This is a genomic window from Labrys wisconsinensis, assembly GCF_030814995.1.
Taxonomy (GTDB): Bacteria; Pseudomonadota; Alphaproteobacteria; order Rhizobiales; family Labraceae; genus Labrys; species Labrys wisconsinensis.
On sequence record NZ_JAUSVX010000022.1, the window covers coordinates 64114 to 90806 of the forward strand.

Genomic DNA, 26693 nt, shown 5'->3' on the forward strand with positions numbered 1-26693 from the left:
CCGGCAAGCCGCAACCCGGGCGGACATCGCCCTTTTTTCGCGCCGTTGCAGTCGATATATCCGGCATATCCGCTGCCCGGAGCCCGCCCATGCGCCGTCTCGTCCTCGCCGCCGCCCTGCTCGCCGTGACGCTGCCTGCCGCCGCCGAGGAGGTGCAGCGCGTCGTGCCCGGCTCACCGGGAGAGGCGCAGTTCTCCTTCGCGCCGGTGGTCAAGCGGGTGACGCCGGCAGTGGTCAACGTCTATGCCGAGCATGTCGAGCGCACCCGGCCCAACCCGCTGTTCGACGATCCCTTCTTCCGGCAGTTCTTCGGCGGCGGCGGCGACGCCGAGCCGCGCACCCGGGTGCAGCGCTCGCTCGGCTCGGGCGTGATCGTCGAGGCCGACGGCCTGGTCGTCACCAATTACCACGTCATCGCCGACGCCACGCAGGTCAAGGTCGCGCTCGCCGACAAGCGCGAGCTGCAGGCCGACGTCATCCTCAAGGACCAGCGCGCCGACCTCGCGGTGCTGCGCCTCAAGGATGTCAAGGGTGCGCTCGCCACCCTGCCGCTGGCGCCCGAGGATTCGCTCGAGGTCGGCGACCTCGTGCTCGCCGTCGGCGACCCCTTCGGCGTCGGCCAGACCGTCACCTCGGGCATCGTCTCGGCGCTCGCCCGCAGCCAGGTCGGCTCCTCCAACTTCCAGTCCTTCATCCAGACGGATGCGGCCATCAATCCCGGCAATTCCGGCGGCGCCCTGGTCGACATGTCCGGCCGGCTGGTCGGCATCAACACCGCCATCGTCTCCGGCTCCGGCGGCAGCATCGGCATCGGCTTCGCCATCCCAGCCGCCATGGTGCGGGTGGTGCTCGACAGCGCCAAGGCCGGCTCCAAGACGGTGCGGCGGCCCTGGCTCGGCGCCACGCTGCAGGCGGTGACGCCGGAGATCGCCGAGTCGCTCGGCATCGACCGGCCGTCGGGCGCCCTGGTGGCCGAGATCGCCCAGGCCGGCCCCTCGGCCACGGCGGGCCTGGCGACCGGTGACCTCATCGTCGGCATCGGCGGCGTCGCCATCGCCGATCCCGACGAGTTCGGCTATCGCTTCGCCACCCAGCCGCTCGGCGGTGTCGCCAAGCTCGACGTGCTGCGCCGCGGCCAGCACGTCGCCGTCGAGGTGCCCCTGTCGGCGGCGGCCGAGACCACGCCGAGCGACGAGACCAAGCTCGCGGGGCCGTCGCCGCTGGCCGGCGCGACGGTCGCCAATCTCTCGCCGGCGGTCGCCGATGCCCTCGGCCTCGACCTCAATGCCAACGGCGTCGTCATCACCGATGTCGACGAGCAGAGCACCGCCGGCTCGCTCGGCTTCCAGAAGAAGGACGTGGTGGTCGCCGTCAACGGCCAGGCCGTGGCCAACGCCAAGGCCCTGGCGCGCCTCGCCGGCCAGTCCCGCGCGCTCTGGCGAGTCACCATCAGCCGCGACGGGCGCCAGATCACCTCGGTGTTCGGGGGATGAGCGACCTCTTCGCCGCCGCCGGCATGGACCGCGACGCCCCGCGCCCGCTGGCCGACCGGCTGCGGCCGAAGACGCTGGCCGACGTGGTCGGCCAGGACCATCTCGTCGGCCCCGACGGGGCGCTGACCCGGCTGATCGAGTCCGGCTCGCTCGGCAGCCTGATCTTCTGGGGCCCGCCCGGCACCGGCAAGACCACCGTGGCGCGGCTGCTCGCCGGCGTCACCAAGCTCGGCTTCGAGCAGGTCTCGGCCATCTTCACCGGCGTCGCCGACCTGAAGAAAGTGTTCGAGAGCGCCCGTGGCCGCCGCATGACCGGCCGCGGCACGCTGCTCTTCGTCGACGAGATCCACCGTTTCAACCGGGCCCAGCAGGACAGCTTCCTGCCGGTCATGGAGGACGGCACCGTCACCCTGGTCGGCGCCACCACCGAGAATCCGTCCTTCGAGCTCAACGCGGCGCTGCTTTCCCGCGCCCGCGTCATGACCTTCAAGGCGCTGGACGAGGCGGCGATCGAGAGGCTCCTCGCCCATGCCGAGGCGGCGGAGGGCCGGGCGCTGCCGCTCGATGCCGAGGCTCGCGCCGCGCTGGTGCGCATGGCCGACGGCGACGGCCGAGCCGCCCTGACGCTCGCCGAGGAAGCCTGGCGCGCCGCCAAGCCCGGCGAGATCTTCACGTCGGCCGTGCTGCAGGAGGTGCTGCAGCGCCGCGCCCCGATCTACGACAAGGGCCAGGACGGCCACTACAACCTGATCTCCGCCCTGCACAAGTCGGTGCGCGGCTCCGATCCCGACGCCTCGCTCTACTATCTCGCCCGCATGTTCGACGCCGGCGAGGACCCGCTGTTCATCGCCCGCCGGGTGGTGCGCATGGCGGTGGAGGATATCGGCATGGCCGACCCGCAGGCGCTGGTCGTCGCCAATGCCGCCAAGGACGCCTATGACTTCCTCGGCAGCCCGGAGGGCGAGCTCGCCATCGCGCAGGCGGTCGTCTACGTCGCCACCGCCCCGAAGTCGAACGCCACCTACACCGCCTACAAGGCGGCGATGCAGGCAGCCAGGCAGGGCGGCTCGCTGATGCCGCCCAAGATCATCCTCAACGCTCCGACCAAGCTGATGCAGGCGGAGAGCTACGGCACGGGCTATCGCTACGACCACGACGAGCCCGACGCCTTCTCCGGCCAGAACTATTTTCCCGAGGCCCTGGGCCGACGCAGCTTCTACCAGCCGGTCGAACGCGGCTTCGAGCGCGAGGTGAGGAAGCGCATGGAGTGGTGGGACAAGCTGCGCAAGGAGCGGGGCGAGGGCTGAGGACGTGTTGGTGAACAATTGAATCGAAGTAGCGCGGGGAACCCCTCTCCCGACTGGGAGAGGGGTAGGGGTGAGGGACTAGACTTTACCAGAATGGGCGAAGCATTTTGCGTGCCGTTGCTTCAGCCGATACCTCTTTGGTGACCCGTTTAGACCCTCACCCCTGCCCCTCTCCCGGCCGGAAGAGGGGTTGCGCGCGTCTCATCTGAAGCACTTATTCCTCAAAGGACCGTGTCGGCCGACGGCCTCGCGCCGCCATTCATTCTGCATCCGGATGCAGAGTTTTCGTTGCATCCGGATGCAGCCGTGCCTATGCTCCTTCCGTCGCCCGGCCGGCGGCCCTGGAGCATCGGCCGGGCTCGGCGAGGCGAGCTGCCGGCCTGCCGCCTGCCCGACGGTTCGGGCCGGCCGCAGGGCTCGGCGGACCGCTCTCGCCCTGATGCGGGACGAGCGGCCATGCAGGCACCGACGGAAGACGAGAGGCCCGCATCGGCGCGCGATCCCTATGCGCGGCTGCACGCGCTCGGGCTCAGCCTGCCGGCGGCGCCGACCCCGATCGCCAATTTCCGGCCCGCCATCCGCGAGGGCCGGCTGGTCTTCCTGTCCGGCCAGGGCCCGACCGGGGCAGGGGGGCAGCTCCATACCGGCAAGGTCGGGGCGGATGTCGGCATGCCCGAGGCCTATGCCCATGCGCGCCTGACCGGCCTCAACCTGATCGCCGTCATGCACGACGCGCTGGGCGACCTCAAGCGCGTGCGGCGCGTGGTCAAGATCTTCGGCATGGTCAATGCCACGCCGGACTTCGCCGAGCATTCCGCCGTGATCGACGGCTGCTCGGACCTGTTCTTCGAGGTGTTCGGCGACGCCGGCCGCCATGCGCGCACGGCCGTCGGCGTGAGCTCGCTGCCGCGCCGGATCACCGTCGAGATCGAAGCCGTGATCGCGGTGCAGTGAAGGAGCGGGCGATGGGCCTCGTCGACCACCTGCCGCGGGTTCGCCTCGGCCATTTCCCGACACCCCTGCAGGAGGCGCCGCGCCTCGGCGCCGCGCTCGGCGGTCCGCGGATCTGGATCAAGCGCGACGACCTCTCCGGGCTGTCGGTCGGCGGCAGCAAGACGCGGATCTTCGAGTTCGTCCTCGGCGACGCCGCGGCGGCCGGCGCGACAGCCGTCGTCGCCTCGGCGGGCGAGCAGTCCAACAAGCTGCGGGAGCTGGCGGCCGGCGCCAACCGGCTCGGCATGAAGCCGATCCTGCTGCTGACCGGCGTCACCGGCCCGACCGAGCTGGCCGGCAACCGCTTCCTCTTCGAGGTGCTCGGCGCGGATATCCGCACCACGCCGATCGCCGACCGCTTCGATCCCGCCCTGAAGGCCGAGCTCGACCGGCTCTGCGGCGAGGCTGCCGCCGCCGGCCACCGGCCCTATCTCGTCTATCATCCCGGCCGCACCGGCACGCTCGGCGCCGCCGCCTATGTCGCGGCCGCCGAGGAGTTGACGGGCCAGCTTGGCGCGCTCGGTCTCGGCCCCGTGCATGTCTTCATCGCCACCGGCGCCGCGCCCACCACCGCCGGGCTGGCGCTGGGACTGCGGGCGATGCGGCTCGAGGCCGCCGTCATCGGAGTCTCCGTCGCCGCGCCCGCCGACGAGGCAAAGGCGCAGGTGCTGGCCTATGCCGAACGCTGCGCCGACCTGCTCGGCATCGATCATCGTCCGAGCGCCGCGGACGTGACCATCGACGGCAGCCAGCGCGCCGATTTCAGCCTGCCGGCAACCCCGGCCGTGATCGAGGCGATCGAGCTCTTCGCCCGCACCGAGGGCGTGCTGCTCGAGCCGACCTACACCGCCAAGGCCGCGGCCGGCATGATCGCCGCCATCCGGCGCGGCGCCCTCGGGCCCTCCGACAGCGTGGTCTTCGTGCACACCGGCGGCCTGCCCGGCCTCTTCGCCCATGCCGGCGAATTCGGCTACGGGATCGACGGCGGGCAGGCCAGCCGGCGGACATAGGCCATCGCTGCCTCGGCATGGCGCTGCGCATTGCGCAGCGACGGCGCGCCGTGGCCAGGCAGGAGCGTGTCGAAGGCGAGCGTGCCGAGGCGCCGGATCGAGCCGCAGATGGCGCTGATGCTGCAGTCGTAGATGTCTTGCACGCTGACCTTGCCGCCTGGGAACAGCGCATCGCCGGAAACGAGGATCCGCCGTCCGTCGGTCTCGACGAGATAGGCCATGTGGTCGTGGCTGTGGCCGGGCGTGGCCAGCGCCGTGACTGTGGCGCCGTCGAAGGCCAGCCGCTCGCCGTCGTCGACGCTGCGCTCGATGGGGCAGCCGGCATAGACGAAGTCGGAGGGATAGCCGCCGGCCGCACGCGCTGCGGTCAGGCTGATCGCCGCCTCGTCGCCCGCCGACACCATCCGCGCCGTCGCCGCGCCTGACATGACGGGGCACCCCAGCGCGGCGCGCACGGCCGCCGCCCCGGCGGAGTGGTCGGCATGGCCGTGCGTCAGGAACAGCGCCCGGATCCGGCCGGGATCGATGCCCTCGCGCCGCAGCCCGTCCAGCACCGCCGCAGTGCCGCGGCCGGCGCCGGCATCGAACATCAGCCAGCCCTCGCCCGCCCGCACGAGATAGGCGTTGCAATCCAGGCTGCCGGTCAGGTCGAGGCCGAGCGCCCCGCTCATCACCAGGTGGATGTCGTCGTCGAGCTTCATGCCGGCTCCGGCCAAGGCGAGTCGGTGCCGAGATGGAACAGGCAGTCGCCGCGCTTGACGCGCGCCGGCGCCCGCCGGCACAGCACCATGCCGGCTCGGGCGAAGCGCAGCGTCACGGGTTCGGCCCAGGGCTTCTCCGGGGTGTGGATGCGCGCCGCCGGCTGGCCGGCCGCCACGTCCTCGCCGAGCTCGACCAGCGGCTCGGCCACGCCGTCGTCGTCGGCATGGACGAAATAGTCGGCGCCGCCGACGCGCAGGATCCGGACTGGCGGGCTCTCGGCTGCGGCCTCGGGCAGGTGGCCGAGATGACCGAGCAGGCGTCGCAGCCCGCCCTCGGCGACGGCGAGCGTCGCCGCGCCCAGCGTGCCGGAGCCGCCGAGCTCGGTGCCGAGGAACAGCTTGCCGCCGCGCGCGGCGGCGCCCAGCAATGTCGGCGCATCGGCCTCCGGCTCGTCCAGCACATAGGCATGCGGGGCGGCGAAGGCCCACACCAGGGCGAGGGAGCGGCGGAAGCGCGCCGGATCCGCCCAGTGCGGGATCACGGTGGAGGGCAGGTAGTGCAGCGAGCTGCCGCCGGAATGCAGGTCGCAGGCGACGTCGCACAGCGGCATCAGCACCCGCTCGACATACCAGGCGATCTGCGCGGTGGCGCCGCCGGCGGGATCGCCGGGAAAGGCTCGGTTGAGGTTGCCGCCGTCGATGGGGGAGACGCGCCGGCCGGCCAGCGCCGCCGGCAGGTTGAGGGCGGGCAGGATCACCAGCCGGCCGGCAATGTCGTCCGGCGAGAGCGCGCGGGCGAGATTGGCCAGCGCCACCTCGCCCTCATACTCGTCGCCGTGATTGCCGGCGGTCAGCAGCGTGGTCGGGCCGGGCGCTCCGGCGATCACCACCACCGGGATCGGCACGAAGCCATAGGCGGAGTCATGGGTGGAGAGCGGCAGGCGGATATAGCCCTGCCGCTTGCCCCCGCCCTCGAAGGCGATGTCGGCGGTGAGGCGGGTGCCCGTCGCGGCTTTCATCGGCCGGTCTCCGGCGACGGCTCGTCGATGTCCCAGATCTCCGCCTCGCGGGCGCTGCGCCAGGCAGCATAGGGCGTCGGCCCCGGGCGGGCGTCGAGCGCGGCCTGGAGACGCTCGGCCACCAGCCGGGCCTCGTCGGCGTCGAGATTGCAGGGATCGAGCTCGAAACAGCCGTGCTCCAGCGTCTCGGCGCGCACGGCGATCGAGGGCGTGCCGGCGGCCAGGAAGCTCGTCAGGTCCCAGGCGGTCGTTGCGGCCTCGCCCGGCAGCAGCGTGACCCGCAGGCGCTCGACGGGATTGCCGGTGGGGTCGGCGACGATGGCCGCGAGGACGCCGGCACGGCCGGCGAGGGCGCCCTGCCACAGGCCGAGCAGGCGCCTCTCGCGCCGGCGCTCCGCCTCGTGGTCGGTCCGCGCCCAGGCCTCCAGCGCAGCGATGGTGCCGGCGATGCCCTCCTTCCCGACCTTCATGCCGCGGCCGATGCCGCCGTTCTGGAGATAGGCGGCGCGCACGAGATCGCGCCGGCCGGCGACGATGCCGGCGGTGGGCGCCCGCAGGAACTTGTGGGCGGAATAGAGGGCGAGGTCGGCGCCGGCCTGCAGGAAGCCGGTGAGGTCGTATTCGGCGGCGGCGTCGACGATGACGGGCACGCCCCGGGCACGGGCGATCTCGGCGAAGCGCGGCAGCGCGATCATGCCGGTCTGCACGGCATGGTGCGAGACGACGTAGAGCGCCGCGGCGGTCCGCTCGTCCAGCGCCGCGGCGAGCTCGTACTCGGCGGCCGACGTCGCCTGGCCGACGGGCACGATCTCGGCGCCGGCGAGGCGGACGGCCTGCTCGACCGGAGCGCCGTAGGAGATGCGGTGCCCGGCCAGGAGCGCCACCCGGTTCTTCAGCCCGGCGCTGTCGGGCAGCCGTGCGATCGCGGCGCGGTCGAGGCCGGTCATGGCGCCCGCGACCGCCAGGGTCATGGCCGCCGCGGTCGAAGCGGTGACGAAGCCCGCCTCGGCGCCGCAGGCCCGGGCGATGGCCCGGCTGGCCGCCCGCTGCAGCGCGTCGATCTCGACGAAGCGCGGCAGGATCTCGGCCGCGGCGGCGATGGCCTCGGGCCGGGCGCTGGAAGCGCCGATCACCGTCATCGTTCCGGAGGCGTTGATCACGGGCCGCAGCCCGAGTCTGGCGAGAATGTCCGTCACGCTGTCCTCCCCGCGCCTGGCCAGCTATCAAAACCAATCTTGCATCCGGATGCAACAAGCGATTGCCGTCGGCTCCGCCAGCGGGCATTGCCTGCCGGGGATGGTCGGGCGCGTCGGCATGCTGTAGATCTCTGCATCGGTATTCAGCGCGGCGAGAGAAGGCGACATGGCCGGGGACGGGATCGAGGACGGAGCGTCGGAGCAGCGGACGCCCCTGACGGGGCGCCAGCTCGCCAAGGCCCTCGGCATCTCCCAGTCGACCATCTCGCGCGCCTTCAGCGAGGGGGCCACCATCTCGCCGACGATGCGGGCCAAGGTGCTGGAGGCGGCCCGCGAGCTCGGCTACCAGCCCAACGTCATCGCCCGCTCGCTCACCACCCGGCGCAGCGGCATCGTCGGCATCCTCACCGCCAATCTCGCCAATCCCTTCTACGTCTCGGTGCTGGCGCCGCTGACCCGGCGCCTCCAGCAGATGGGGCTGCAGGCCCTGCTGTTCAGCGTGCCCTCGGGCCAGCAGATCGACGCGCAGCTGCCGCGGCTGCTGCAGTACAATGTCGATGCGGTCGTGGTGACGACCGGCACCATCTCCGAGAGCATGGCGCGCCGCTGGGCCGAGGCCGGCCGCATGGTGCTGCCCTTCAGCTACACCATCCCCGACCTCGACCTGCCGAGCGTCTCCTGCGACAACGAGGCGGGCGGACGCGCCATCGCCCAGCACCTCATCCAGCTCGGCCACCGGCGTCCCGCCTTCGTCGGCGGCAGGCCCGACTCCGCCACCAGCATCGCGCGCGGACGCGGCTTCGCCGCCGCCCTGGCGGAGCACGGCGTGCCCCTGTTCGGCCGGCTCGACACCGGCGAATACACCTATGAGGGCGGCTATGCCGCCGCCCTCGAGCTCGGGCGCACCCGTCCGGACGCGATCTTCTTCGCCGACGACATCATGGCGCTCGGCGGCATGGACGCGCTGCGCTTCGGCCTCGGCCTGAAGGTGCCGCAGGACATCTCGGTCGTCGGCTTCGACAACATCCCGCTGGCGGCCTGGCCGACCTATGCGCTGACCACCTTCGCCCAGCCGGTGGAGACGATGATCGAGGCGGCCGTGCGGCTGCTGACCCGGCGCGACGGCGAGGCGGCGGGACGGCCCGTGCTGCTTCCCGGCGCCCTGGTGCAGCGCGGCTCGGTGCAGGCGCGGGGGCGCTAGGCGTCGTTGGGGAACAAGTGCTTCAGATGAGACGCGCGCAACCCCTCTCCCGACCGGGAGAGGGGCAGGGGTGAGGGGCTAAACGCGTCACCAAAGAGGTATCGGCTGAAGCAACGGTGCGTAAAATGCTTCACCCATTCTAGTGAAGTCCAGTCCCTCACCCCTACCCCTCTCCCAGTCGGGAGAGGGGTTCCCCGCGGGCGTCGTGCGCACTCGTCCGAACGGCAGGACAGGGCCTGACGGGGCTGGGGTTGGCGCGTTTCACGCGTCCTCAGCCACCAGCTCCGCGCCCGCCGGCGCGCGATCGTCCCGGAGCATGATCTGCATTCGCTCCGCATCCCGTTTTGGCGGCGCGCCGAACGTGCGGGCATATTCGCGGCTGAACTGCGACGGGCTTTCATAGCCGACCTGGAAGGACGCCGCCTCGACGTTGACGGCGCGTGAAATCATCAGCCGGCGCGCCTCCAGCAGGCGGAGCTGCTTTTGATATTGCAGCGGCGTCAACGACGTCAGCGCCTTGAACTGACGGTGGAAGGCCGAGGGGCTCATCTGCGCGATCGCGGCCAGGTCCTCGATCCGAACCGTCTCCCTGAACCGGCTTCGCAAGCTGTGCATGGCGCCGATCACCCGCTGCGAAGGGCTGTTCGCCAGCGTCATTCTGGCGACGTCTCCGCCATGCGGGCCGGTGAGGAGCCAATAGCAGATCTCGCGCATGATGACGGGGTAGAGCGTCGGAATCGCCTTGGGCGTATCGAGCAGGCGGACCAGGCGCAGCGCGCAATCGGCCAGCGGGCCTTGGAAATCCGTCACGAAGACGCCGCGGCCGGGCTCGCCGCTCGCCCTCGGCGGCGCATCCAGCCCCTCCGCGACGCTCCGCACGATCGCAAGGTCCAGCTCGAAGGCGAGGACGAGACAGGGCTCGTCGGGGGTCGCTTCGACGACCCGGCCGATCGAGGGCGTCTCGACGCCGACCACGAGGGCCTGCCCCGCCCTGTACTCGAGCCGATTGCCGCCGAACGTCGCCCACTTCGCACCCTGCGCGACGATGCACATGGCCGGCCTGGAGATCATGTGGGTCGGCGGCTTCGGACGGTCCGATCGCAGGATGGCCAATCCGTCGATCGCCGTTCGGAAGGGGCTCTCTCCGGGCTGCCTGTCCGTGTAGCGCAGGAGCGCTTCCGCCAATTGATCCGGCACGGCCGATCGTTCCTCTCATGCTGGAGCCACGGCGAGACTATCCGCTCGAGCAGGAATAGGCAAGAAACAGGAGAGTTCCGGCATTCCGTCCGCCGGCCTGGGGGCGTCATAGTGAAGCGGAACAACCGGCGTTGAAACGCAGGGCGTCAGCAGAAAGATCCGTCATGTCAAACGGTAAGATCGCAATCGTCACCGGCGGCAGCCGGGGAATCGGCCGCAGCGCGGTGCTTTGCCTCGCCAGGCGAGGCGTCCGCTCGATATTCACCTACAACGCCAATCGTGCAGAAGCCGACAAGGTCGTGGCGCTTGCCGCCGAAGCGGGCGCGCGGGCGATCGCCCTGCAGCTCGACACGGGCCATGTCGGCGCCTTCGACGGCTTCGCGGGCCATGTGCGCGCGGCGCTGGCAGAACTCGGAGCCGAGCGTTTCGATTACCTCGTCAACAATGCCGGCATTTCATCCGGTGCGAGCCTCGAGACCATAACCGAAGCGGAGATGGACGCGCTCTATTCCGTCCACTTCAAGGGCGTGCTGTTCCTGACGCAAAAATTGCTGCCGCTCATCGACGACGGCGGCCGCATCGTGAACATTTCCTCGGGCCTGGCCCGCTTCGCCATGCCCAACCGTATCGGATACGGCCCGATCAAGGCGGCCGTCGAAGCGCTGACCCGGTCCATGGCCGTGGAGCTGGGACCGCGCCGGATCGCCGTCAACGTCGTCGCGCCGGGCGCCATCGCCACCGATTTCAGCGGCGGCATCGTCCGCGACAATCCGCAGGTCAACAAGGCGGTCGCCGATCACACGGCGCTCGGCCGCGTCGGCGTGCCCGACGATGTCGGGCCGGTGATCGCGGCGCTTCTCTCCGACGATTTCGGCTGGGTCAACGCCCAGCGGATCGAAGTCGCGGGCGGGGTTCACATCTAGGGCAAGGCGCGCTTGGGCGGAGACAGCATTTTGCTGCAACTCTTTGTTCTTACGCATTTTCTTCGCGCGAGCCGAGTGTCGGTTCGCTTGAAGATGCAGGAGGCACGATGTCGGCAACACCTCCGAAATATCCTGCGGACCGTCCGGCCTGCGTCGTCACCGGGCCGACCTCCGGCATCGGTCGTGCCACGGCGCTCGAGCTGGCCAGGCACGGCACGGTCGTGCTGGTCGGCCGAAACCGGAGCAAGCTCGCCGAGGTGCAGACGGCCATCGAGCGACAGGGACGGCACGCGGTTTCGGTCGTGTGCGATCTGTCGGATATCGCCAGCGTGCGGCGCGCGGCCGCTGAGATCATCGCGCTGCGTCTTCCGATCGCCGGCCTGGTCAACAACGCCGGCATCATGCAGGTGCATCCGACGAAGAACGCCCTGGGCTGGGACATGACGTTCGCGACGAACCACCTCGGCCCGTTCGCGCTGACCGAGGCGCTCGCGCCGCATCTTGCCGATGGCGCGAACGTCGTCTTCGTCGCGTCTGCCGTGGAAGATCCCGAGCGCAGGCCGGCGAAGGCCGTCGGCTTCCGCGGCGGCCGCTATATCTCGGCGGAAGCGTGCGCGCGCGGCGAGTGGAAACCGGGCGGCTCCAGGATGCCGGGCGCGGACGCCTACGCCACGTCGAAGCAGTGCACCCTCGCCACGGCGATGGCGTTCGCCCGCGACACGCCGCGGCTGCGCTTCAACGCGGTCGAGCCGGGCGTCAATCCGACCACCGGCCTCGCGCGCGACGCCAACGCCTTCGTGCGGCTGCTGTCGCGCTCCATCATTCCGCTGCTCGTGCCGCTGCTCATGCCCTTCATGACGTTCCTGAGCACCCCGAAGCGAGCCGCGCGCGTGGTCGCAAAAATCCTGCTCGACGAGTCCGGTCGGACCGGCATCTACTACGACGAAGGCGGCCGCCCGATGCCCGGGTCGACGCTCGTCCGCGACCCGGCGTTCCAGGACCGCGTTGTCGCCGAGACGCGCGCCTTGCTGTCGTCGGTGCCTAGGCCGGCAGGACGATCACCTTCGTCTTGACCGGCGTCTTCGAATAGAGATCGATCATGTCCTGACTGAGCAGGCCGGTACAGCCGCTCGTAACGCCGGTCCCGATCGATTGGGCGATGCGGGTGCTGTATATGGTGTAGAGCGTGTAGACGCCGTTCTGATAGAGATAGAGCGTGCGGGCGCCGAGCGGATTGTCGAGCCCTCCCGGCATGCCGGCGGCGTATTTGCCCGCCTCAGGCTGGCGCTGGATCATCTCCTTGGGCGGCGTCCAGGTGGCCCATTCGGCCTTGCGCCCGACATAGGCTTCGCCGCTCCACAGGAATCCGGCTCGGCCGACATTGGCGCCGTAGCGGGTGGCCTTGCCGTCGCCTTCGATGCGGTAGACGTAGTATTTGCCGGGATCGACGATGATCGTGCCGGGCGCTTCCTTGCTGTCGTAGCTGACCGTCCGGCGATAATATTTCGGATTGAGCTTGCTGACATCGGCCGCCGGAATCGGGAATTTCTCGTCCGGCACCGGCCCGTAGACCTTCTCCGCTTCGGCAAGGCTCATGCCGTCGGTCGCGCAACCGCCCAGCGCCAGCGCGCCGAGAGAGGCGGCAGAGCCTGCCAGGAACGACCGTCGGTTGAGAAGCCCTTGCCGAGCCACCTCGTCCATTTTGCGCGCAGCGGCAATCCCAGCGTCCATGATCATGACCCGGAGTTCCCCCTGTCCCGTTCCCCGATGAGAGAATACAACGACACAAACCTGGTAAACGTCTTGCTAAGCCGAGACTGACCGTACGCGGCGCAATTGGCAAGCCTGGGCCTTCGTTGCATGGGGCTCGCCATGTATCAAGCTCGATAACCTCCCCGGGTGTCATGATCTCTGCGCAGGCGTAGCTAGGACGTCTGCGCATCCCCGGGCGTCAAGTCCGGCAGGCGCGCCATCAGCCCGCCGTCGACCACCAGGGTCGTGCCCGTCACCATGCGCGAGGCCTCCTCGGCCAGGAACAGCGCCGCATTGGCGATGTCCTCCGGCCGGCCCGCCACGCCCATCGGCACGGTCGCTGCCAGGCCCTGCCGGAACGGCGCCGAGCGGAACTGGGCGCTGTTGCGCGGCACCTCCACCGGCCCCGGCGCGATCATGTTGGCGCGGATGCCGTGGGCCGCCAGATCCACCGCCATGGCGCGGGTCAAGAGGGCGACGCCGCCCTTCGAGGCGACATAAGGCGAGGCCGCCGCCTCTGCCGCCAGGGCATTGACCGAGCCGATGGTGATCAGGCTGCCGCCGCGGCCGCCGGCGATCATCGCCCGGGCGGCGGCACGGCAGGCCCGGAAGGTGCCGCCGAGATTGACGGCGAGATAGCTGTCCCATTCCGCGTCGGTCACGTCGGGAAAGCGGCCGCGCCCGCCGGTCAGGGCCGCGGCCGTGACCAGGATGTCGAGCCGCCCTTCGAGCCGCGCCAGGGCGTCGGCCATGGCGGTCTCGACCGCGTCGGGGACGGCGACGTCGCAGCGCAGGAACGCGTCGAGCCCGTGGCGGGCCGGCGCTGTCTTGTCGAGGCCGACGACGCGCGCGCCCTCGGCCCGGAAGCCGGTGGCGATGGCACCGCCGATGCCGCCGGCGGCGCCGGTGACGATGGCGGAGAGGCCGGCGAGGCGTGGGGCCATGGTGCGTCTCCTCAGCGGGCCGTGGCGAGGCCGGGCGTCAGCACCGCCGTGCCGCCCTGGCGCTCGAAGAGATAGAGCATCGCGGGGTCGATGCGCACGCCGACGACGTCGCCGGCCCGGGCCGGCTCGGTCGGGCCGGACTGCGCGATCAGCCGGCCATGGGGCGAGGAGAGATGCACGATGCTGGCGGCGCCGAGATGCTCGACCACGTCGACCCGCATGGCCGGCGCCGCCGTCGGGGCGAGGGCGAGGTCCTCGGCCCTGAGGCCGAGACGATAGGTCTCGCCGGTGCGCAGCCGGGCTCGCACCGGCTCGGGCAGGGGCAGCGCGGCGCCGAGCAGCCGCAGGCTGCCGTCCTCGTCCAGGGTGGCGTCGACCACCGACATCGGCGGGCTGCCGACGAAGGTGGCGACGAACAGGTTGGCCGGGCTGCGATAGATGGCGAGCGGCGTGTCGAACTGCTGCAGCACGCCGTGCCGGAACACGGCGATGCGGTCGCTCATCGTCATCGCCTCGGCCTGGTCGTGCGTGACGTAGACGGCCGTGGTGTCGAGCTCGGCGAACAGGCGCTTGAGCTCGACGCGGGTCTGGACCCGCAGCACCGCATCGAGGTTGGACAGGGGCTCGTCCAGGAGGAAGACATGCGGGTCGCGCACGAAGGCGCGGCCGAGCGCCACGCGCTGGCGCTGCCCGCCCGAGAGCTGCCTGGGGTAGCGGCCGAGCACGTCTTTCAGCTCCAGCCGCTCGGCGGCATCGGCGACGCGCCGACCGATCTCGCTCCGGTCGAGATTGCGCACCCGCAGGGCAAAGCCGATATTCTCGGCCACCGTCATGTGGGGATAGAGGGCATAGCCCTGGAACACCATGGCGAAGTTGCGCAGCCGCGGCGGCACCCTCGTGACGTCGCCGCCATCCATCAGGATGCGGCCGCGGCTCGGCGTCTCCAGGCCGGCGATCATGTTGAGGGTCGTGGTCTTGCCGCAGCCGGAGGGGCCGAGGAAGGAGACGAACTCCCGGTCGCGGATCTCCAGATCGAGGGCCTTGACCGCCGCCACCGAGCCGAAGGACTTCCAGACGTCTGCGAGCATCAGGCCTGCCATGGTCACCCCTTGACCGCGCCGGCGGTGAGGCCGCGCACGAGATAGCGTTGCGCCGCGAGCGCCAGCAGCATCACCGGCAGCACGATGATCGTGCCCATCGCCGACATCGGCCCCCAGGCCGTGCCCTTGTCGGTGATGAAGCCGGAGATCTCCACCGGCAGCGTCCTGGCGTTGAGCGGCCCGACGGCCGAGGCGAACAGGAATTCGTTCCAGGAGAAGAAGGCGGTGAGCAGCGCCGCCGTGGCGATGGCCGGCATGGTCAGCGGCAGGACGATGACGAAGAAGCGCCGCAGGAGCCCGCAGCCGTCCATCATGGCGGACTGCTCGATCTGGCGCGGGAAATCCTCGAAGAAGGCGAGCATCAGCCAGACCACCACCGGCAGCGTCATGCTGACATGGGCGATGACCACCGCGGCATAGGTGTCGCGCAGCCCGAGATCGCGCATCAGCACGAAATAGGGGATGGCGATGGTGATCTTGGGATAGAAGCGCACGATCAGGAAGGTCAGCCCGATCACGGTCGAAAGGCGGAAGGGCAGCCGCAGCCGCGCCAGAGCATAGGCGACGAGGCAGCCGGTCGAGACCGAGATCAGCGTGGTCGCCGTGGTGACCACGAGCGAGTTCAGGAGGATGTGGAGGGTGGTGCTGTCGGCGCTCAGCACGGCGGCATAGTAATCGAAGGTGAGCCGCGACGGCCACAGCCCCGCCTTGTCCGAGAGGAACTCGTCGGCCGGCCGGAGGCTGTTGCCGAACAGCACGAAGAACGGCGCCAGCGCCACTGCCAGGGCGAGGAGGATGCCGGCGGCGAGCGCCGCCGGGCGGATGAGGCCGCCGAGACGGCCGGGTGCGGCTTCGGCGGGACGAGGCGCGGCCGCCATCTCAGGCCTCCTTCTGCCAGCGCGCGATCCGCGCTCGCCAGGCCAGCAGGCCTGCGACCAGCAGCATGCAGCCGAGCAGCGTCGTCCAGGAGATCGCCGCGGCGTAGCTGATGTTGAAGTAGCGCAGGCCCTGCTGGTAGATCCAGAAGCTCAGCGTGTGGGTGGCGAAGCCCGGCCCGCCGAAGGTGGTGGTGAAGACCACGTCGAGCGTCAGCAGCGCGTCGAGCAGGCGGAACATCACCACCAGGAGGCCGACCGGCGCCAGCATCGGCAGGATCACCATGCGCAGGATCTGCCAGGGCGTGGCGCCGTCCACCTCCGCCGCCCGCAGCACCTCGGCCGGCAGCGAGGCGAGCGCCGCCGCGAAGATGACGAACACGAACGGCGTCCATTCCCACACGTCGATGATGACGATCGACACCATGGCCAGCGTCGGGTCGCCGAGCCAGTCGGGCGTCGGCAGCCCGAGGTCGCGCAGCACCTGGTTGACCGGTCCGACCCGGGCGCTCAGCATCATGCGCCAGATCGTGCCGACCGCGACCGGCGCGATCACCATCGGCAGGATCAGGATGGTGCGGGCGAGGCGCAGCGCCCGGCTCTCGCCGAGGGTGACATAGGCGAGCGTGAAGCCGAGGATCGTCTGGGCGGCGGTGCTCGCCAGGGCGAACCAGATCGTGCGCCAGACCGCCTGCGCCAGCACGCCGTCGCTGCCCATGCGGGTGTAGTTGGCGAGGCCGACGAAGCCGCCGGGCGTCATCGAGCGCGACAGCGTCCAGTCGACCAGGGAGATATAGAGCGAATAGGCGAGGGGATAGAACTGGGCGACGACGATGATCGTCACCGCCGGCGCCATGAAGGCGAGGAGGATGCCGCGCTCGCCGATCCCGCTTTCCAGCCGGTCGGCGAGGGCCCATATCGATCGCGACAGCTGCATGCGTTCCGTCCTCGCGCTGAATGGGCATTCGCAGATAGATACGCCGCGCTTTCCGCCGTCATGGCCGGGCTGGTCCCGGCCATCCACGCGAACGCGACGTCGGCCGGTGTTCCCCGCGAGATCGGATTCGATCTCGCCAGGGATGGCCGGATCAAGTCCCATAGGCGCTAAGATAAGGCCTGCCGGGAGGCAAATATCGCGCTGTGCGTGACGCGCCTTTGTAAGATTTGCGCGACGCCTGTGCCTTCCCTCCCCCTTGTGGGGAGGGATAAAGGGTGGGGGTCGTAGACATCGGTCTCGACATATCCTGATGGACCCCCACCCCTTACCCCTCCCCACAAGGGGGAGGGGATTGATCGACGTCGCGCCCAACTGGCCACCACCTTCTTATCTTAGCGCCTATGGGATCAAGTTCGGCCATGACGGGCCGCCTCACTTGTCCCCGGACGACGCCTTGCTGCAGAGCGTGTTCGACGAAAGCCAAATTTGGGTCGGCAGGCCCGCGCACCGGTTCCGCGCCCCGCGTCAGCGCGCGGCGACCGCGCCGACGCTCCTGGCGGTCTCCATCAGCGTCGGTGGCACCGGGAAATTGGCCCAGGCGGCGTTGATCGCGGCGACGCCGTCCTCCGGCGAGACGCGGCCATTGGCGATATCCTGCAGGGTGTTGTTGAGGAAATCCAACGCTTCGCCCGAAAGCACCGGATTCTGCGCCCGCGGCAGGTCGGCGAGCCTGGCGGGCCAGTCATGGGCATGGGCCGCCTTGAGCTCGGGGTCCTCGTAGAGCGCCTTCCAGGGCGAGCCGATGCCGAACCTCTCGTAGTTCTGCCTGGCGTTCTCCGGCCCGGCGAACGTCTTGATCCAGGCCCAGGCCAGGTCCTTGTCGGGGGCGGAATCCACCAGGAACAGCTGCCATTGGCTGAGATAGGGGAAGCCTGGCCCGGGGAAGGAGACCTGGTGCCAGTGCCCCTTGATCGGGCTGGCGTCCTCGTCGAGGAACTTGTTGGCGAAGGAGGGCCAGGTCACCAGCATGGCGGCCTTGCCGTCCCGGAACGCGGCGTTGGCCTCGTCGAAGGACATGGCGCTGCCCTGCTTGGGCAGGTGCTTCCACAGCTCGGCCAGCAGCTTGCCCGCCGCGGCCGCCTTGGCCGTGTCGAGCTCGTACCTGCCGGCGGCGTTGATGAAGGTGCCGGCATAGGCGCCGAGGAAGATGGCGCTGATCTGCTCGGGGCTGCCGGTGGGATGCGAGAAGCAGGCGACGCCCGGCAGCTTGCTCTCGATCGTCGGGCAGGCGGCGAGGAAATCGCTCCAGGTCTTGAAGCTCGCCTCGACGCCGGCCCGCTTCAGGAGATCGTCGTTGACCATGACGCCGTAGACGTCGGTGCCGTAGGGAAAGCCGATCTGCTGGCCGTTGAAATATTCCGAGCGGCCGGGGTCCATCAGGCCCGGGATCATGCCGTCGGCCAGCTTGTCCTGCTTGATGCGGTCGCCGAGCGGCACGAAATGCGGATAGATGTCGACGAGATAGAAGCCGCCGCTCATCACCTGGTACTGGTTGGTGCCGGTGACGACGTCGGTGATGTTGTTCTGCCGCAGGATCGCCCAGGGAAAGGCGGCGATCACCGTCTTGGCGCCGGTCCTGGCCTCGAAGGCGGGCGCCAGGCCGGCGGCGGCCTTGTCGTAGGTGCCGGAGGCCATCACCGAGAAGGTCAGCGTCTCGGCACCCGCGGGCGCGCCCGCGCCGAGGCCGGCGGCGAGCAGGGCGGCGCCGGCGAGCAGGCGCGCCGGCGCGCCGCGGCGTCGGCCATGGACGTGCCCCGCTTCGAGGCCGGGCTTCCGGCGACGCATGGTCCAGACGGTCTTCGCTCTCGACATCGCAGTCCCTCCCTTGTCGTTCCGGCGGCCCGCGGCGCCGCCAGGCCTAAGCACTCTCGGCGGCGTAGATCTCCGCCCGCGGCGTGAACGGGACATCCGCGTCCAGCGGGAACATTGGCCGGCGGCAGACGCGGTGGCCGAGGGTCGGCAGGTTCGCCGAGGTCGAGCCGGCGACGTCGACGACGAGATTGCGCGCCGCCCAGGCGTCGTACATGTGGTGCTCGGCATGCGGCGACTTGACCACGACGAGGTCGTGGTCGACGGGGTCGATGCCGTTCGAATAATACATCGCCCGGTCGAACAGGCTGACCGAGCGCGTCAGCACCACGACCGTGAAATTGTCGAAGGTCAGCACCGCGGTCGGCCCGGCATCGAGCGGGATGCCCATGGTCTCCAGCCGCGAGCGGCCGTCGGACAGGAGCTGCACCCGCGCGCTGACCGCCATCGGGGGGAAGCGCCGGCGGTCGAGGCTGCCGCCGAGCGTCACCGCGATGGTGGCGCCGACGCCGGCCCGGTGCGCCGCCGCGGCCGCCGGCGCGTCGACGATCTGGGCGAGGACGCGGCGGCCGTAGCCGGCGTCGCGAAGGCCCCTGATCAGCAGGTTGGAATCGCCGCTGGCGCCGGAGGAGGGCGCGTCGGCGGCGTCGCTGAACACCACGGTCCCCGGCGTCGCCGTGGCAATGGCGATCGCCTCCGCCAGCGGCGTCAGCCGGGCCTGCATGCGCTTGCGCTCGGACCAGAAGGAGGCCGCGATCATCTCCGCCGCGACGGCCGCCTCGGCCGGGTCGCGCTCGGTCATGACGACCACCTGGCTGCCGAGCTCCGGCACGTCGGTGAAGGGATTGCCGATCATCACCCCGGCCGCCATCGCCGCGCCGCTGCCTTCCAGGTCGCGGCATGCGGCGAGGAAGGTGCCGTAGACGCCGGTATCGGTGATCAGCTCGTTGCCGCGCACCAGCGCCGGGATCGGCACGCGGACGATGTGCGTCCGAGGCCGCTCGCGCAGCAGCCGGAGCAGCACGCGGGCGGCGCGCGCGCCGGTGTCGGCGAAATCCCGGTGGGGGTAGGTGTAGTAGATGGCCAGGCCGTCCACCGCCCGGATCATCCGCGCGGTCAGGATGCCGTGCAGGTCCAGCGAGACGACGATCGGCTTGTCCGGCCCGAGGCGCCTGCGGATCTCGCCGAGCAGATGGCCTTCCGGGTCGAGCTCGCCGTCGGCGGCCATGGCGCCGTGGAGCGAGACGAAGGCGGCGTCGATGCCGCCGGCGCTGTCGTCCACCGCAGCCAGCAGCTCGGAGGACAGGCGCCGCCAGCCCGAGGCCGAGAGCGGCCCGGCGCTGTCGGAGCGGGCGCCGTAGCCGGGCACGACCGTGACGTCGGCCTCGGCCTCCAGCACGCCGAGCGCGCCGCCGACGGCGGTGTTGAGGCCGCGCTGCCCCAGCATGGCGTCGCCGGGCTCGACGCGGAACTTGTCGTAGTCCGACGGCACCGGATTGAACGAGGAGATCTCCTGCATGCATTCGAGGAGCAGCACCTTGACCATCGGCCGGACCCTCCGCAATCGGATTATCCGGTGGCCGGCAGGGGCTCCCGGGCTCGTCGGATGCGTGAGATAAGCAACAACTGCATCCGGATGCAACAGCTTTCTGCATCCGGATGCAGCGATGCGTCTGCTGCTCCGTGGGTTGCTGCATGGACAGCATCCGCCGTCGGGTCGTGGCACGGCAGCCGGCCTCCGCCGGCGTCCGCACGCGGGACGGGCGTCCCGTCGAAATGACGTGCACGGTCCCGTCCGGGTCCGGCGAGCCGCTGCTGGTGGATCAGGCCTGAGCCGGCTTCACAAATCCGCGGCACGGCCGCAGAGGTGGAAACACGGGTCGATCGGCGCCGCGCAATGGCCGCGCTCGCGCCGGACGGACGCGGCTACCGGTCCGTTCCGGAGAGCAGGACGTCGCCGACCGGCCCGGCATAGACCGTGCGGAAGGCGGCCTGGAATCGGTCTTCCGGCGTGTCGGCGGCGAAGGTCCGGCGAAAAGCGTCCTCCTGCGCCCGACAATGGCGGCTGATCGCCGCAAACAGGGCCGACGAGCCGAGCTTCGAGCCGGCATAGTCGTTGGCGAAGTCCAGGCTGCACTGGGTCAGCCGATGCATCGGCAGGCCATGGATGTCCGACCGGTCGACCGCGGCCAGGACCTCCCTCTGCTTGCGCACGCCGCGCTCGAACGACGCCATGAACGCGCCGCGGACGCTGCGATAGACGGCGCTCGCGCTGGTGGCCTTCGCCTGGGCGTTGCCCGCCTCGACCAGCAGGGCCCGCGCCTTCTCCAGATAGGGCAGGCAACGCCGCTTCAGCTTGCCCTCGACGGCGGCGAAGACGGCGCGCTCCTTGGCCAGGCCGGCCTTGAAGGCGAAACTGTTGCCGCAGCTCGCGAATTCTACCGTGAGGTCGGCCGCCTGCTCGAAGCGGGCCTCCACTTGCCCGGCGAGCGCAGGGCTGCAGAGCATCAGGAGAACGAGTGCGATCCATCTCATGCGCGACATGCCCCAACCGCCCGCTCCGTGAGCCCTGCATCGGAGACTCTTCCCTTGCGGAAGATCTGTCAACGAGGGGGGCATTTCGGGCAGTGCTGCCCTTGCCAGGTTCGCCTGCATGGACGACAAGAGCCGAGGCCGATCGACGGACGCGGGAGACGATGAAGGGCCAGGTCCGCATGCTGCGCTGCAGGCTCGCCGGCGTCCAGGCGGTGGAGGCGCAGACGCGCCACGTCTTCGCCCGCCACAGCCACGAGCATTACGGCATCGGCCTGATCCATCGCGGGGCGCATCGCTCCTCGAGCAGCCGCGGCATGGTCGAGGCCGGCGCCGGCGACATCATCACCGTCAATCCCGGCGAGGTGCACGACGGCGCGCCGATCGGCGATGCCGGCCGATCCTGGCGCATGCTCTACTTCGATCCGGCCGTCGTGCGGGCCGCCGCCGCCGACATCAGCCAGGACCACATCCGCGACTACGAGTTCACCTGGCCGGCGCTCCGGCAATCCGCAGCCGCCGTCCCGTTCGCGCGCCTGTTCGCCGCCCTGACCGACGGCAGCGGCGGCGTGCCGGGCCTGCATGAGGAGGGGCTGCTGCTCGATCTCCTCGGCGCCGTCGCCCACGAGCGCAGCCGGCGCGACGCCGCGCGGTCCGCCCCCGCGGCCATCCGCCGGGCCCGCGGCCTGATCGACGACGACCCGGCGGCGCCGGTGACGCTGGCCGATCTCGCCCGCGTCAGCGGCCTCAGCCGGTTCCAGGTGCTGCGTGGCTTTGCCGCCGCCACCGGCCTCACCCCGCATGCCTATCTCGTGCAGCGGCGCATCGACCTCGCCCGCCGGCTGATCGGCCGCGGCACGCGGCTGGCCGACGCCGCGGCGGCGAGCGGCTTCGCCGACCAGAGCCACATGACGCGGCTCTTCGTGCGCGCCTATGGCCTCGCGCCGGGCGCCTATGCCGCGGCGACGGCCTGACCCCGCAATCGCGTTCAAGACCGGCCGGGGCCGATACGCTTGCCTGGGGCATCCGCGGATCGCGGAGCCTGCCTTGGGAGCGCGCCATGAGCCTCGAATTCCTCATCACCTGCCTCGTCGTCGTCGCCTCGCCCGGCACCGGCGTGCTCTACACCCTGGCGGCCGGGCTCTCGCGCGGGCCGCGCGCCAGCCTTGCCGCCGCCTTCGGTTGCACGCTCGGCATCGTGCCGCATCTCGCCGCGGCCATCGGCGGGCTGGCGGCGATCCTGCACACCAGCGCGGTGGTGTTCCACGCCTTCCAGTATCTCGGCGTCGCCTATCTCCTCACCATGGCCTGGGGCGCCCTCAGGGAGGACGGGCCGCTCGCCATCGAACGGGATGCGCCGGCCCGGTCGCTGCGCGGCATCGCGGTCAAGGCGATCCTGGTCAACCTGCTCAACCCGAAGCTGTCGATCTTCTTCCTGGCCTTCCTGCCGCAATTCGTCGGCCCGAGCGAGGCCCATCCGCTGGCGCGCATGCTGGCGCTCAGCGGGGTGTTCATGGCCATGACCTTCGTGATTTTTGCCGGCTATGGTCTCTTCGCCGCCGCGGTGCGCGACCGGCTCGCCGCCCGCCCGCGCATCCTCGCCTGGACGCGTCGCAGCTTTGCCGCCGCCTTCGTCCTGCTCGGCGCGCGGCTGGCGCTGGCGGAGCGGTGAGAGGCGCGCTTACAGGCGCGGGTCGATCGGCTCGCTCTCCAGGGCCAGGATGGCGAAGACGCATTCGTGCACCTTCCGCAGCGGTTGGCCGGCGACGAAGCGCGCCAGGGCTTCGTGCCCCAGGGCGAACTCGCGCAGGGCCAGGGCGCGCTTGCCGCCGAGGCGGCGTTGCCTGAGGCGGACGAGATTGTCGGGCAGGTCGTATTCAGGCCCGTAGATGATGCGCAGATACTCCCGCCCCCGCACCTTGATCGCCGGCTGGATCAGCCCCTTCGCGCCCCGCGGCACGAACGCGAGCGGCTTGACCACCATGCCTTCGCCCCCTTCGGCCGTCAGCACCTCCCACCAGGCGATCGCCGCGGCGCAGGCCGCGGCATCGTCGAGGGCGAGGTGCAGCGAGCGCGTGCGGGCGAAGGTCGCCTCGTCTGCGTCGACCAGCCGCTCCGCCATGGCGAGGTGCCAGGGATGGTCCTTGTCGAAATGCACCGCCCCCTCGCTGGCGAGCAGGTGAAAGGGTGCGACGCGGAGGTCCTCCACGCCGCGGACCGGCCAGGCATAGGGCCGCCAGGCGCTGGCATAGCGCTCGGCCTTCTCCAGCCGCGTCGCCAGCCGGTCGCGCGCCGCCTCGACGGCGACGCCCCGGCCGGCCGCCCGGCCCGCCGCGTCGAGCGCCGCCGCGAGCCCGGCGCACGCCGCCAGGGCGACCGGCTCATATTGCCGCTCGATCAGGCTCGAGGCCTTGGCCGACCAGGGCATGATCTCGGCGTCGAGCAGCAGCCAGTCGGTGGCGAGATCCTCCCACAACCCGGCGGCATCCGCGGCGCGGCGGATACGACCGATCAGGCCTTCGCTCATGGCCCGGTCGGCGAGGAAGGGGCGGCCGGTGCGGGTCCAGATCGCCCCGGCTTCGACGGCGGCGGTGCCGAAGCGGCGCCGGGCCACGGCCTCGTCGCGGCAGAGCGCGACCAGGGCGCGCGAGCCCATGTGCTTTTCCTCCAGCACGACGTGGCTCTGCCCGCGATCGCGATAGAAGGCGAAGGCTTCCTCCGGCCGCTCCAGCCAGGCCGCCTCGGCGCTGGTCTCAACCGGCGACATGGTGGGCGGCAGATGGATCAGCCATTGCGGCGCGACGGCGAAGCGGCTCATCACCTCCAGGGCCGCCGATGTGTTCTCCTCGGCGACGACGATGCGCTTCAGGAGGGTCGTGTCGATCCAGCGGCGGCCGGAGACGTCGGCATGGTCGAGGATCGCATCGGCCTCGGCCTGGCCGGACCGGCCGTCGCCGGCCGGCGCGAGCGGGCGGACGGGCTCCACATAGGTCCGCCGCGCCGGGACGCTCACCAGCTGCCGTTCCGGCCAGCGCAGGGCGGTCAGCCTGCCGCCGAACACGCAGCCCGTGTCGAGGCACAGCGTGTTGTTGACCCATTCGGCTTCCGGCACCGGCGTATGGCCGTAGACGACAGCCGTCCCGCCGCGGTAGTTCGCCGCCCAGTCGAGCCGCACCGGCAGGCCGAACTCGTCGGTCTCGCCGGTAGTCTCGCCATAGAGGGCGAAGTCGCGCACCGCCGGGGAGCCGCGGCCGATCATCTCCTGCTTGAGGCCGGCATGGGCGACGGCCAGCCGGCCGCCGTCGAGCCAGTAATGGCTGCGCAGGTCGTCGAGGAAAGCCTTCGCCTTCGCCTGGAAGGCCGGCGTCTGCGCCGCGAGCTGGTCGATGGACTCCTGCAGCCCGTGGCTGACGGTCACGGCTCGGCCCGCCATCCAGCGGGCGAGCTTGCGGTCGTGGTTGCCCATGACCGCCAGGGCGTGCCCCGCTCCCACCGCCGCCATGACGATGCGCAGCACGTCGGGCGTGCGGGGACCACGGTCGACGAGGTCGCCGACGAAGACGAGCTTGCGCCCCGCGGGCGGCCCGATGTCGACGGCGTCGCCGTCGAGGGCGACGCGGTAGCCGAGGCTCTCCAGCAGGGCGATGAGCTCGTCGGCGCAGCCGTGCACGTCGCCGACGATGTCGAACGGGCCGGCATCGGCGCGCCGGTCGGTCCAGAGCGGCTTGCGCTCGACCGTGGCAGCCTCGATCGCGTCCGTCGACGACAGGCGCCAGACCTGGCGGAAGCCCTCGCGCTGCAGGCCGCCGAAGCTCTTGCGGATCTCCCGGATCATGCGCTCGGGCACGCTCGGCCCGAAAGCCCGGTCCGGCCGCAGGGCGTTGCGGGCGACGCAGACCTTCAGCCCGGGATCGAGCACGATGGCGACCGGCAGGGCGTGCCAGCGCCGCGCCAGCTCGATCCAGGGCTTGCGGTCGGCCGCCCGGACATTGGTGGCGTCGATCACCGTGAGGCGGCGGTGCTTCAGCCGCAATCCGGCGATGGCGGCGACCAGCTCGAAGGCGTCCGCCGACACCGACTGGTCGGTCTCGTCGTCGCTGATCAGCCCACGGCAGCGGTCGGACGAGATCACCTCCGTCGGCGCGAACCAGCGCGCGGCGAAGGTCGACTTGCCCGAGCCGGTGGCGCCGATCAGCACCACCAGGGCGAAGTCGGGAATGTCGAGACGGGTCGGCTCCGGGGTGCTCATCGGGTGAACACCACCAGCTGCGAGATCGGTCCGCGCTCGGGATCGACCTCGCCGATGCCGGAATGCTCGGCCCGATAGCCCCAGCGCGCCTCGACGTCGGCGGCCCAGGCGCGCAGCTCGGCCCGGCTCCATTCGAAGCGATGGTCGGGATGCCGGAAGGCGCCGGCGACCAGGGTCGGGAAGAGCGTGTTGTATTCGGCATTCGGCGTGGTGACGATCACGGTCTTCGGCCGGGCCGCGCCGAACACCACGGCAGCAAGGGCCGGCAGGCGATCGGCGTCGAGATGCTCGATCACCTCCACCAGCGCGGCCGCGTCGACGCCGTGCCAGCGCTCGTCGCGATAGGTGAGGGCGCCGTGCAGCAGCGTCACGCGGGCCTGCGCCGGACCGCGCCCGAGCTTCAGGCGCTCGGCCGCCCGCTCCAGCGCCTGCGCCGAGGCATCGAGCCCGACCAGCCGCTCGAAGCGGCGGTCCTGCACCAGGCGCTGCAGCAGCCGGCCCTCGCCGCAGCCGAGGTCGGCGACGCTGGTGGCGCCGGCCTGCGCCAGGGCGGCGGCAACGGTGTCGAGCCTGAGGTCGTGCAGGCGGACCGGCGCCTCGAGGGTCTCCTCACGTCCGTCGGTCCCCTGGTCCGGCGGCTCGGGCGCGTCGTCCGACACCAGCCGCGCCAGGGCTGCCCGCACCAGCGCGCCCCGGCGCTTGAGGTAGCGCCGGGCGATCAGGACCCGCTCGGGATGGGCGGCCAGCCAGGTGCCGCCCTTGGCCAGCAGCTTGTCGACCTCGTCGTCGCCGACCCAGTAATGCTTGGTCTCGTCGAGGACGGGGATCAGGACGTAGAGGTGATTGAGCGCATCGGCGAGGCGCATCGTGCCGGCGAGCCGGACCTCCATGTAGCGCGAGGGGCCGTGCTCGCCGGGAATGCGCCGGGCCTCGACCGTCCATCCCAGCGGCGCGAACAGGGATGTGAGCAGGTCGTCGGGGCCGCGGACGGGCAGGGGCGTGACGCGGATGTCGAGCGGGATCGGCATCGCCGCGAGCTCGGGCCGCTCGCGCGAGGTCCCCGCCATGGCGGACCGGAACAGCTTGTTGAGGGCGACCGACAGGAAGGACGAGGCGGCATAGGGCCGGTCGTTCACGTATTGGTCGATGAGGCCGTCGGCCTGCCCGCGCCCGCGCACGAGCCCGACCGGGTCGACGTCCAGCACCAGCGCCGCCTCGCAGCGCTCCGCCCCGGCCTGCGGGAAGAACACCGCGGCGCGGCCGAAGCCGAGCTCGACCTCGTTCACGCGGTCCGGGTGCTTCATCAGGAGGAAGCCGAGATCGGTCGCGGGTTGGTGGGTGGTGGCCAGGGACAGGAACATGGGCGGCGAGGCTGCGGGTCCCGGAGCGGACGGC

At 70.9% G+C, this 26693-nt stretch carries 23 protein-coding genes; 9 read left to right on the forward strand and 14 right to left on the reverse strand.

Annotated features, from left to right (window positions below; genetic code table 11):
• Positions 1-89 precede the first annotated feature (89 nt).
• The 4 genes from QO011_RS36895 to QO011_RS36910 all read left to right on the forward strand — a co-directional run bounded on the left by QO011_RS36895 (position 90) and on the right by QO011_RS36910 (position 4803).
• A complete protein-coding gene (locus tag QO011_RS36895; protein ID WP_307283887.1) occupies positions 90-1493 on the forward strand; it encodes a Do family serine endopeptidase in 1404 nt (467 codons plus the stop codon).
• On the forward strand, positions 1490-2800 hold the full coding sequence (locus tag QO011_RS36900; protein ID WP_307283891.1) for a replication-associated recombination protein A: 1311 nt from the start codon (positions 1490-1492) through the stop codon (positions 2798-2800). Before QO011_RS36895 ends, QO011_RS36900 begins: the two co-directional genes overlap by 4 nt.
• Before the next feature lie 456 nt (positions 2801-3256).
• A complete protein-coding gene (locus tag QO011_RS36905) occupies positions 3257-3754 on the forward strand; it encodes a RidA family protein (protein WP_307283898.1) in 498 nt (165 codons plus the stop codon).
• Positions 3755-3765: 11 nt separating this feature from the next.
• On the forward strand, positions 3766-4803 hold the full coding sequence (locus tag QO011_RS36910; RefSeq protein ID WP_307283901.1) for a pyridoxal-phosphate dependent enzyme: 1038 nt from the start codon (positions 3766-3768) through the stop codon (positions 4801-4803).
• Here QO011_RS36910 and QO011_RS36915 read toward each other — a convergent pair.
• From QO011_RS36915 to QO011_RS36925, 3 genes are read right to left on the reverse strand one after another with little or no spacing between them, the layout of a single operon-like run.
• Positions 4764-5504: an MBL fold metallo-hydrolase gene (locus QO011_RS36915; RefSeq protein WP_307283904.1), complete on the reverse strand. Its 741-nt coding sequence runs from the start codon at positions 5502-5504 to the stop codon at positions 4764-4766. The genes QO011_RS36910 and QO011_RS36915 overlap by 40 nt on opposite strands.
• Entirely contained in the window at positions 5501-6523 is a 1023-nt protein-coding gene (locus tag QO011_RS36920; protein ID WP_307283907.1) for a succinylglutamate desuccinylase/aspartoacylase family protein, read from the reverse strand. Before QO011_RS36920 ends, QO011_RS36915 begins: the two co-directional genes overlap by 4 nt.
• Entirely contained in the window at positions 6520-7662 is a 1143-nt protein-coding gene (locus QO011_RS36925) for an aminotransferase class V-fold PLP-dependent enzyme (protein ID WP_370882068.1), read from the reverse strand. The genes QO011_RS36920 and QO011_RS36925 overlap by 4 nt, the downstream gene beginning before the upstream one ends.
• A gap of 223 nt (positions 7663-7885) precedes the next feature.
• Here QO011_RS36925 and QO011_RS36930 point away from each other — a divergent pair, with 223 nt between their 5' ends.
• On the forward strand, positions 7886-8920 hold the full coding sequence (locus QO011_RS36930; protein ID WP_307283911.1) for a LacI family DNA-binding transcriptional regulator: 1035 nt from the start codon (positions 7886-7888) through the stop codon (positions 8918-8920).
• Positions 8921-9181: 261 nt separating this feature from the next.
• Here the strand turns inward: QO011_RS36930 and QO011_RS36935 are convergent, their stop codons facing one another.
• Complete coding sequence (locus QO011_RS36935) at positions 9182-10117, reverse strand: AraC family transcriptional regulator (RefSeq protein ID WP_307283914.1); 936 nt, start codon at positions 10115-10117, stop codon at positions 9182-9184.
• Between the two features lie 164 nt (positions 10118-10281).
• On the opposite strand from QO011_RS36935, the gene QO011_RS36940 reads away from it, so the two are divergent.
• On the forward strand, positions 10282-11040 hold the full coding sequence (locus QO011_RS36940) for an SDR family NAD(P)-dependent oxidoreductase (RefSeq protein ID WP_307283918.1): 759 nt from the start codon (positions 10282-10284) through the stop codon (positions 11038-11040).
• Between the two features lie 107 nt (positions 11041-11147).
• On the forward strand, positions 11148-12113 hold the full coding sequence (locus QO011_RS36945; protein ID WP_307283921.1) for an SDR family NAD(P)-dependent oxidoreductase: 966 nt from the start codon (positions 11148-11150) through the stop codon (positions 12111-12113).
• Here the strand turns inward: QO011_RS36945 and QO011_RS36950 are convergent.
• From QO011_RS36950 to QO011_RS36985, 8 genes are all read right to left on the reverse strand, one after another.
• A complete protein-coding gene (locus tag QO011_RS36950) occupies positions 12082-12777 on the reverse strand; it encodes a L,D-transpeptidase family protein (RefSeq protein WP_307283922.1) in 696 nt (231 codons plus the stop codon). The two genes, QO011_RS36945 and QO011_RS36950, sit on opposite strands and share 32 nt — an antisense overlap.
• Before the next feature lie 188 nt (positions 12778-12965).
• On the reverse strand, positions 12966-13736 hold the full coding sequence (locus tag QO011_RS36955) for an SDR family NAD(P)-dependent oxidoreductase (protein WP_307283925.1): 771 nt from the start codon (positions 13734-13736) through the stop codon (positions 12966-12968).
• An 11-nt stretch (positions 13737-13747) separates the two neighbouring features.
• Positions 13748-14824, reverse strand: a complete 1077-nt coding sequence (locus QO011_RS36960; RefSeq protein WP_307283929.1) for an ABC transporter ATP-binding protein — start codon at positions 14822-14824, stop codon at positions 13748-13750.
• A 14-nt stretch (positions 14825-14838) separates the two neighbouring features.
• Positions 14839-15714, reverse strand: a complete 876-nt coding sequence (locus QO011_RS36965) for a carbohydrate ABC transporter permease (RefSeq protein ID WP_307283932.1) — start codon at positions 15712-15714, stop codon at positions 14839-14841.
• 1 nt (position 15715) lies between these two features.
• Positions 15716-16648 carry a carbohydrate ABC transporter permease gene (locus tag QO011_RS36970; RefSeq protein ID WP_307283934.1) on the reverse strand — a complete coding sequence of 311 codons (933 nt, stop codon included), beginning with the start codon at positions 16646-16648 and terminating at the stop codon, positions 15716-15718.
• Positions 16649-17173: 525 nt separating this feature from the next.
• Positions 17174-18520, reverse strand: a complete 1347-nt coding sequence (locus tag QO011_RS36975; RefSeq protein WP_307283937.1) for an ABC transporter substrate-binding protein — start codon at positions 18518-18520, stop codon at positions 17174-17176.
• Between the two features lie 46 nt (positions 18521-18566).
• On the reverse strand, positions 18567-20063 hold the full coding sequence (locus QO011_RS36980; protein WP_307283939.1) for a M81 family metallopeptidase: 1497 nt from the start codon (positions 20061-20063) through the stop codon (positions 18567-18569).
• A gap of 380 nt (positions 20064-20443) precedes the next feature.
• The gene (locus tag QO011_RS36985; RefSeq protein ID WP_307283941.1) at positions 20444-21052 is read right to left on the reverse strand and encodes a hypothetical protein; all 609 of its coding nucleotides are present in this window, start codon (positions 21050-21052) and stop codon (positions 20444-20446) included.
• Positions 21053-21213: 161 nt separating this feature from the next.
• On the opposite strand from QO011_RS36985, the gene QO011_RS36990 reads away from it, so the two are divergent.
• Both QO011_RS36990 and QO011_RS36995 read left to right on the forward strand, forming a co-directional pair.
• Positions 21214-22023 (forward strand): AraC family transcriptional regulator, encoded by an 810-nt coding sequence (locus tag QO011_RS36990; RefSeq protein WP_307283943.1) that lies wholly within the window; start codon positions 21214-21216, stop codon positions 22021-22023.
• Positions 22024-22109: 86 nt separating this feature from the next.
• Positions 22110-22721 (forward strand): LysE family translocator, encoded by a 612-nt coding sequence (locus QO011_RS36995; protein ID WP_307283944.1) that lies wholly within the window; start codon positions 22110-22112, stop codon positions 22719-22721.
• 9 nt (positions 22722-22730) lie between these two features.
• On the opposite strand, the gene QO011_RS37000 is transcribed toward QO011_RS36995, so the two are convergent.
• Complete coding sequence (locus QO011_RS37000; RefSeq protein WP_307283948.1) at positions 22731-25298, reverse strand: polynucleotide kinase-phosphatase; 2568 nt, start codon at positions 25296-25298, stop codon at positions 22731-22733.
• Positions 25295-26659: a 3' terminal RNA ribose 2'-O-methyltransferase Hen1 gene (locus QO011_RS37005; RefSeq protein ID WP_307283951.1), complete on the reverse strand. Its 1365-nt coding sequence runs from the start codon at positions 26657-26659 to the stop codon at positions 25295-25297. The genes QO011_RS37000 and QO011_RS37005 overlap by 4 nt, the downstream gene beginning before the upstream one ends.
• Between the last annotated feature and the right edge of the window lie 34 nt (positions 26660-26693).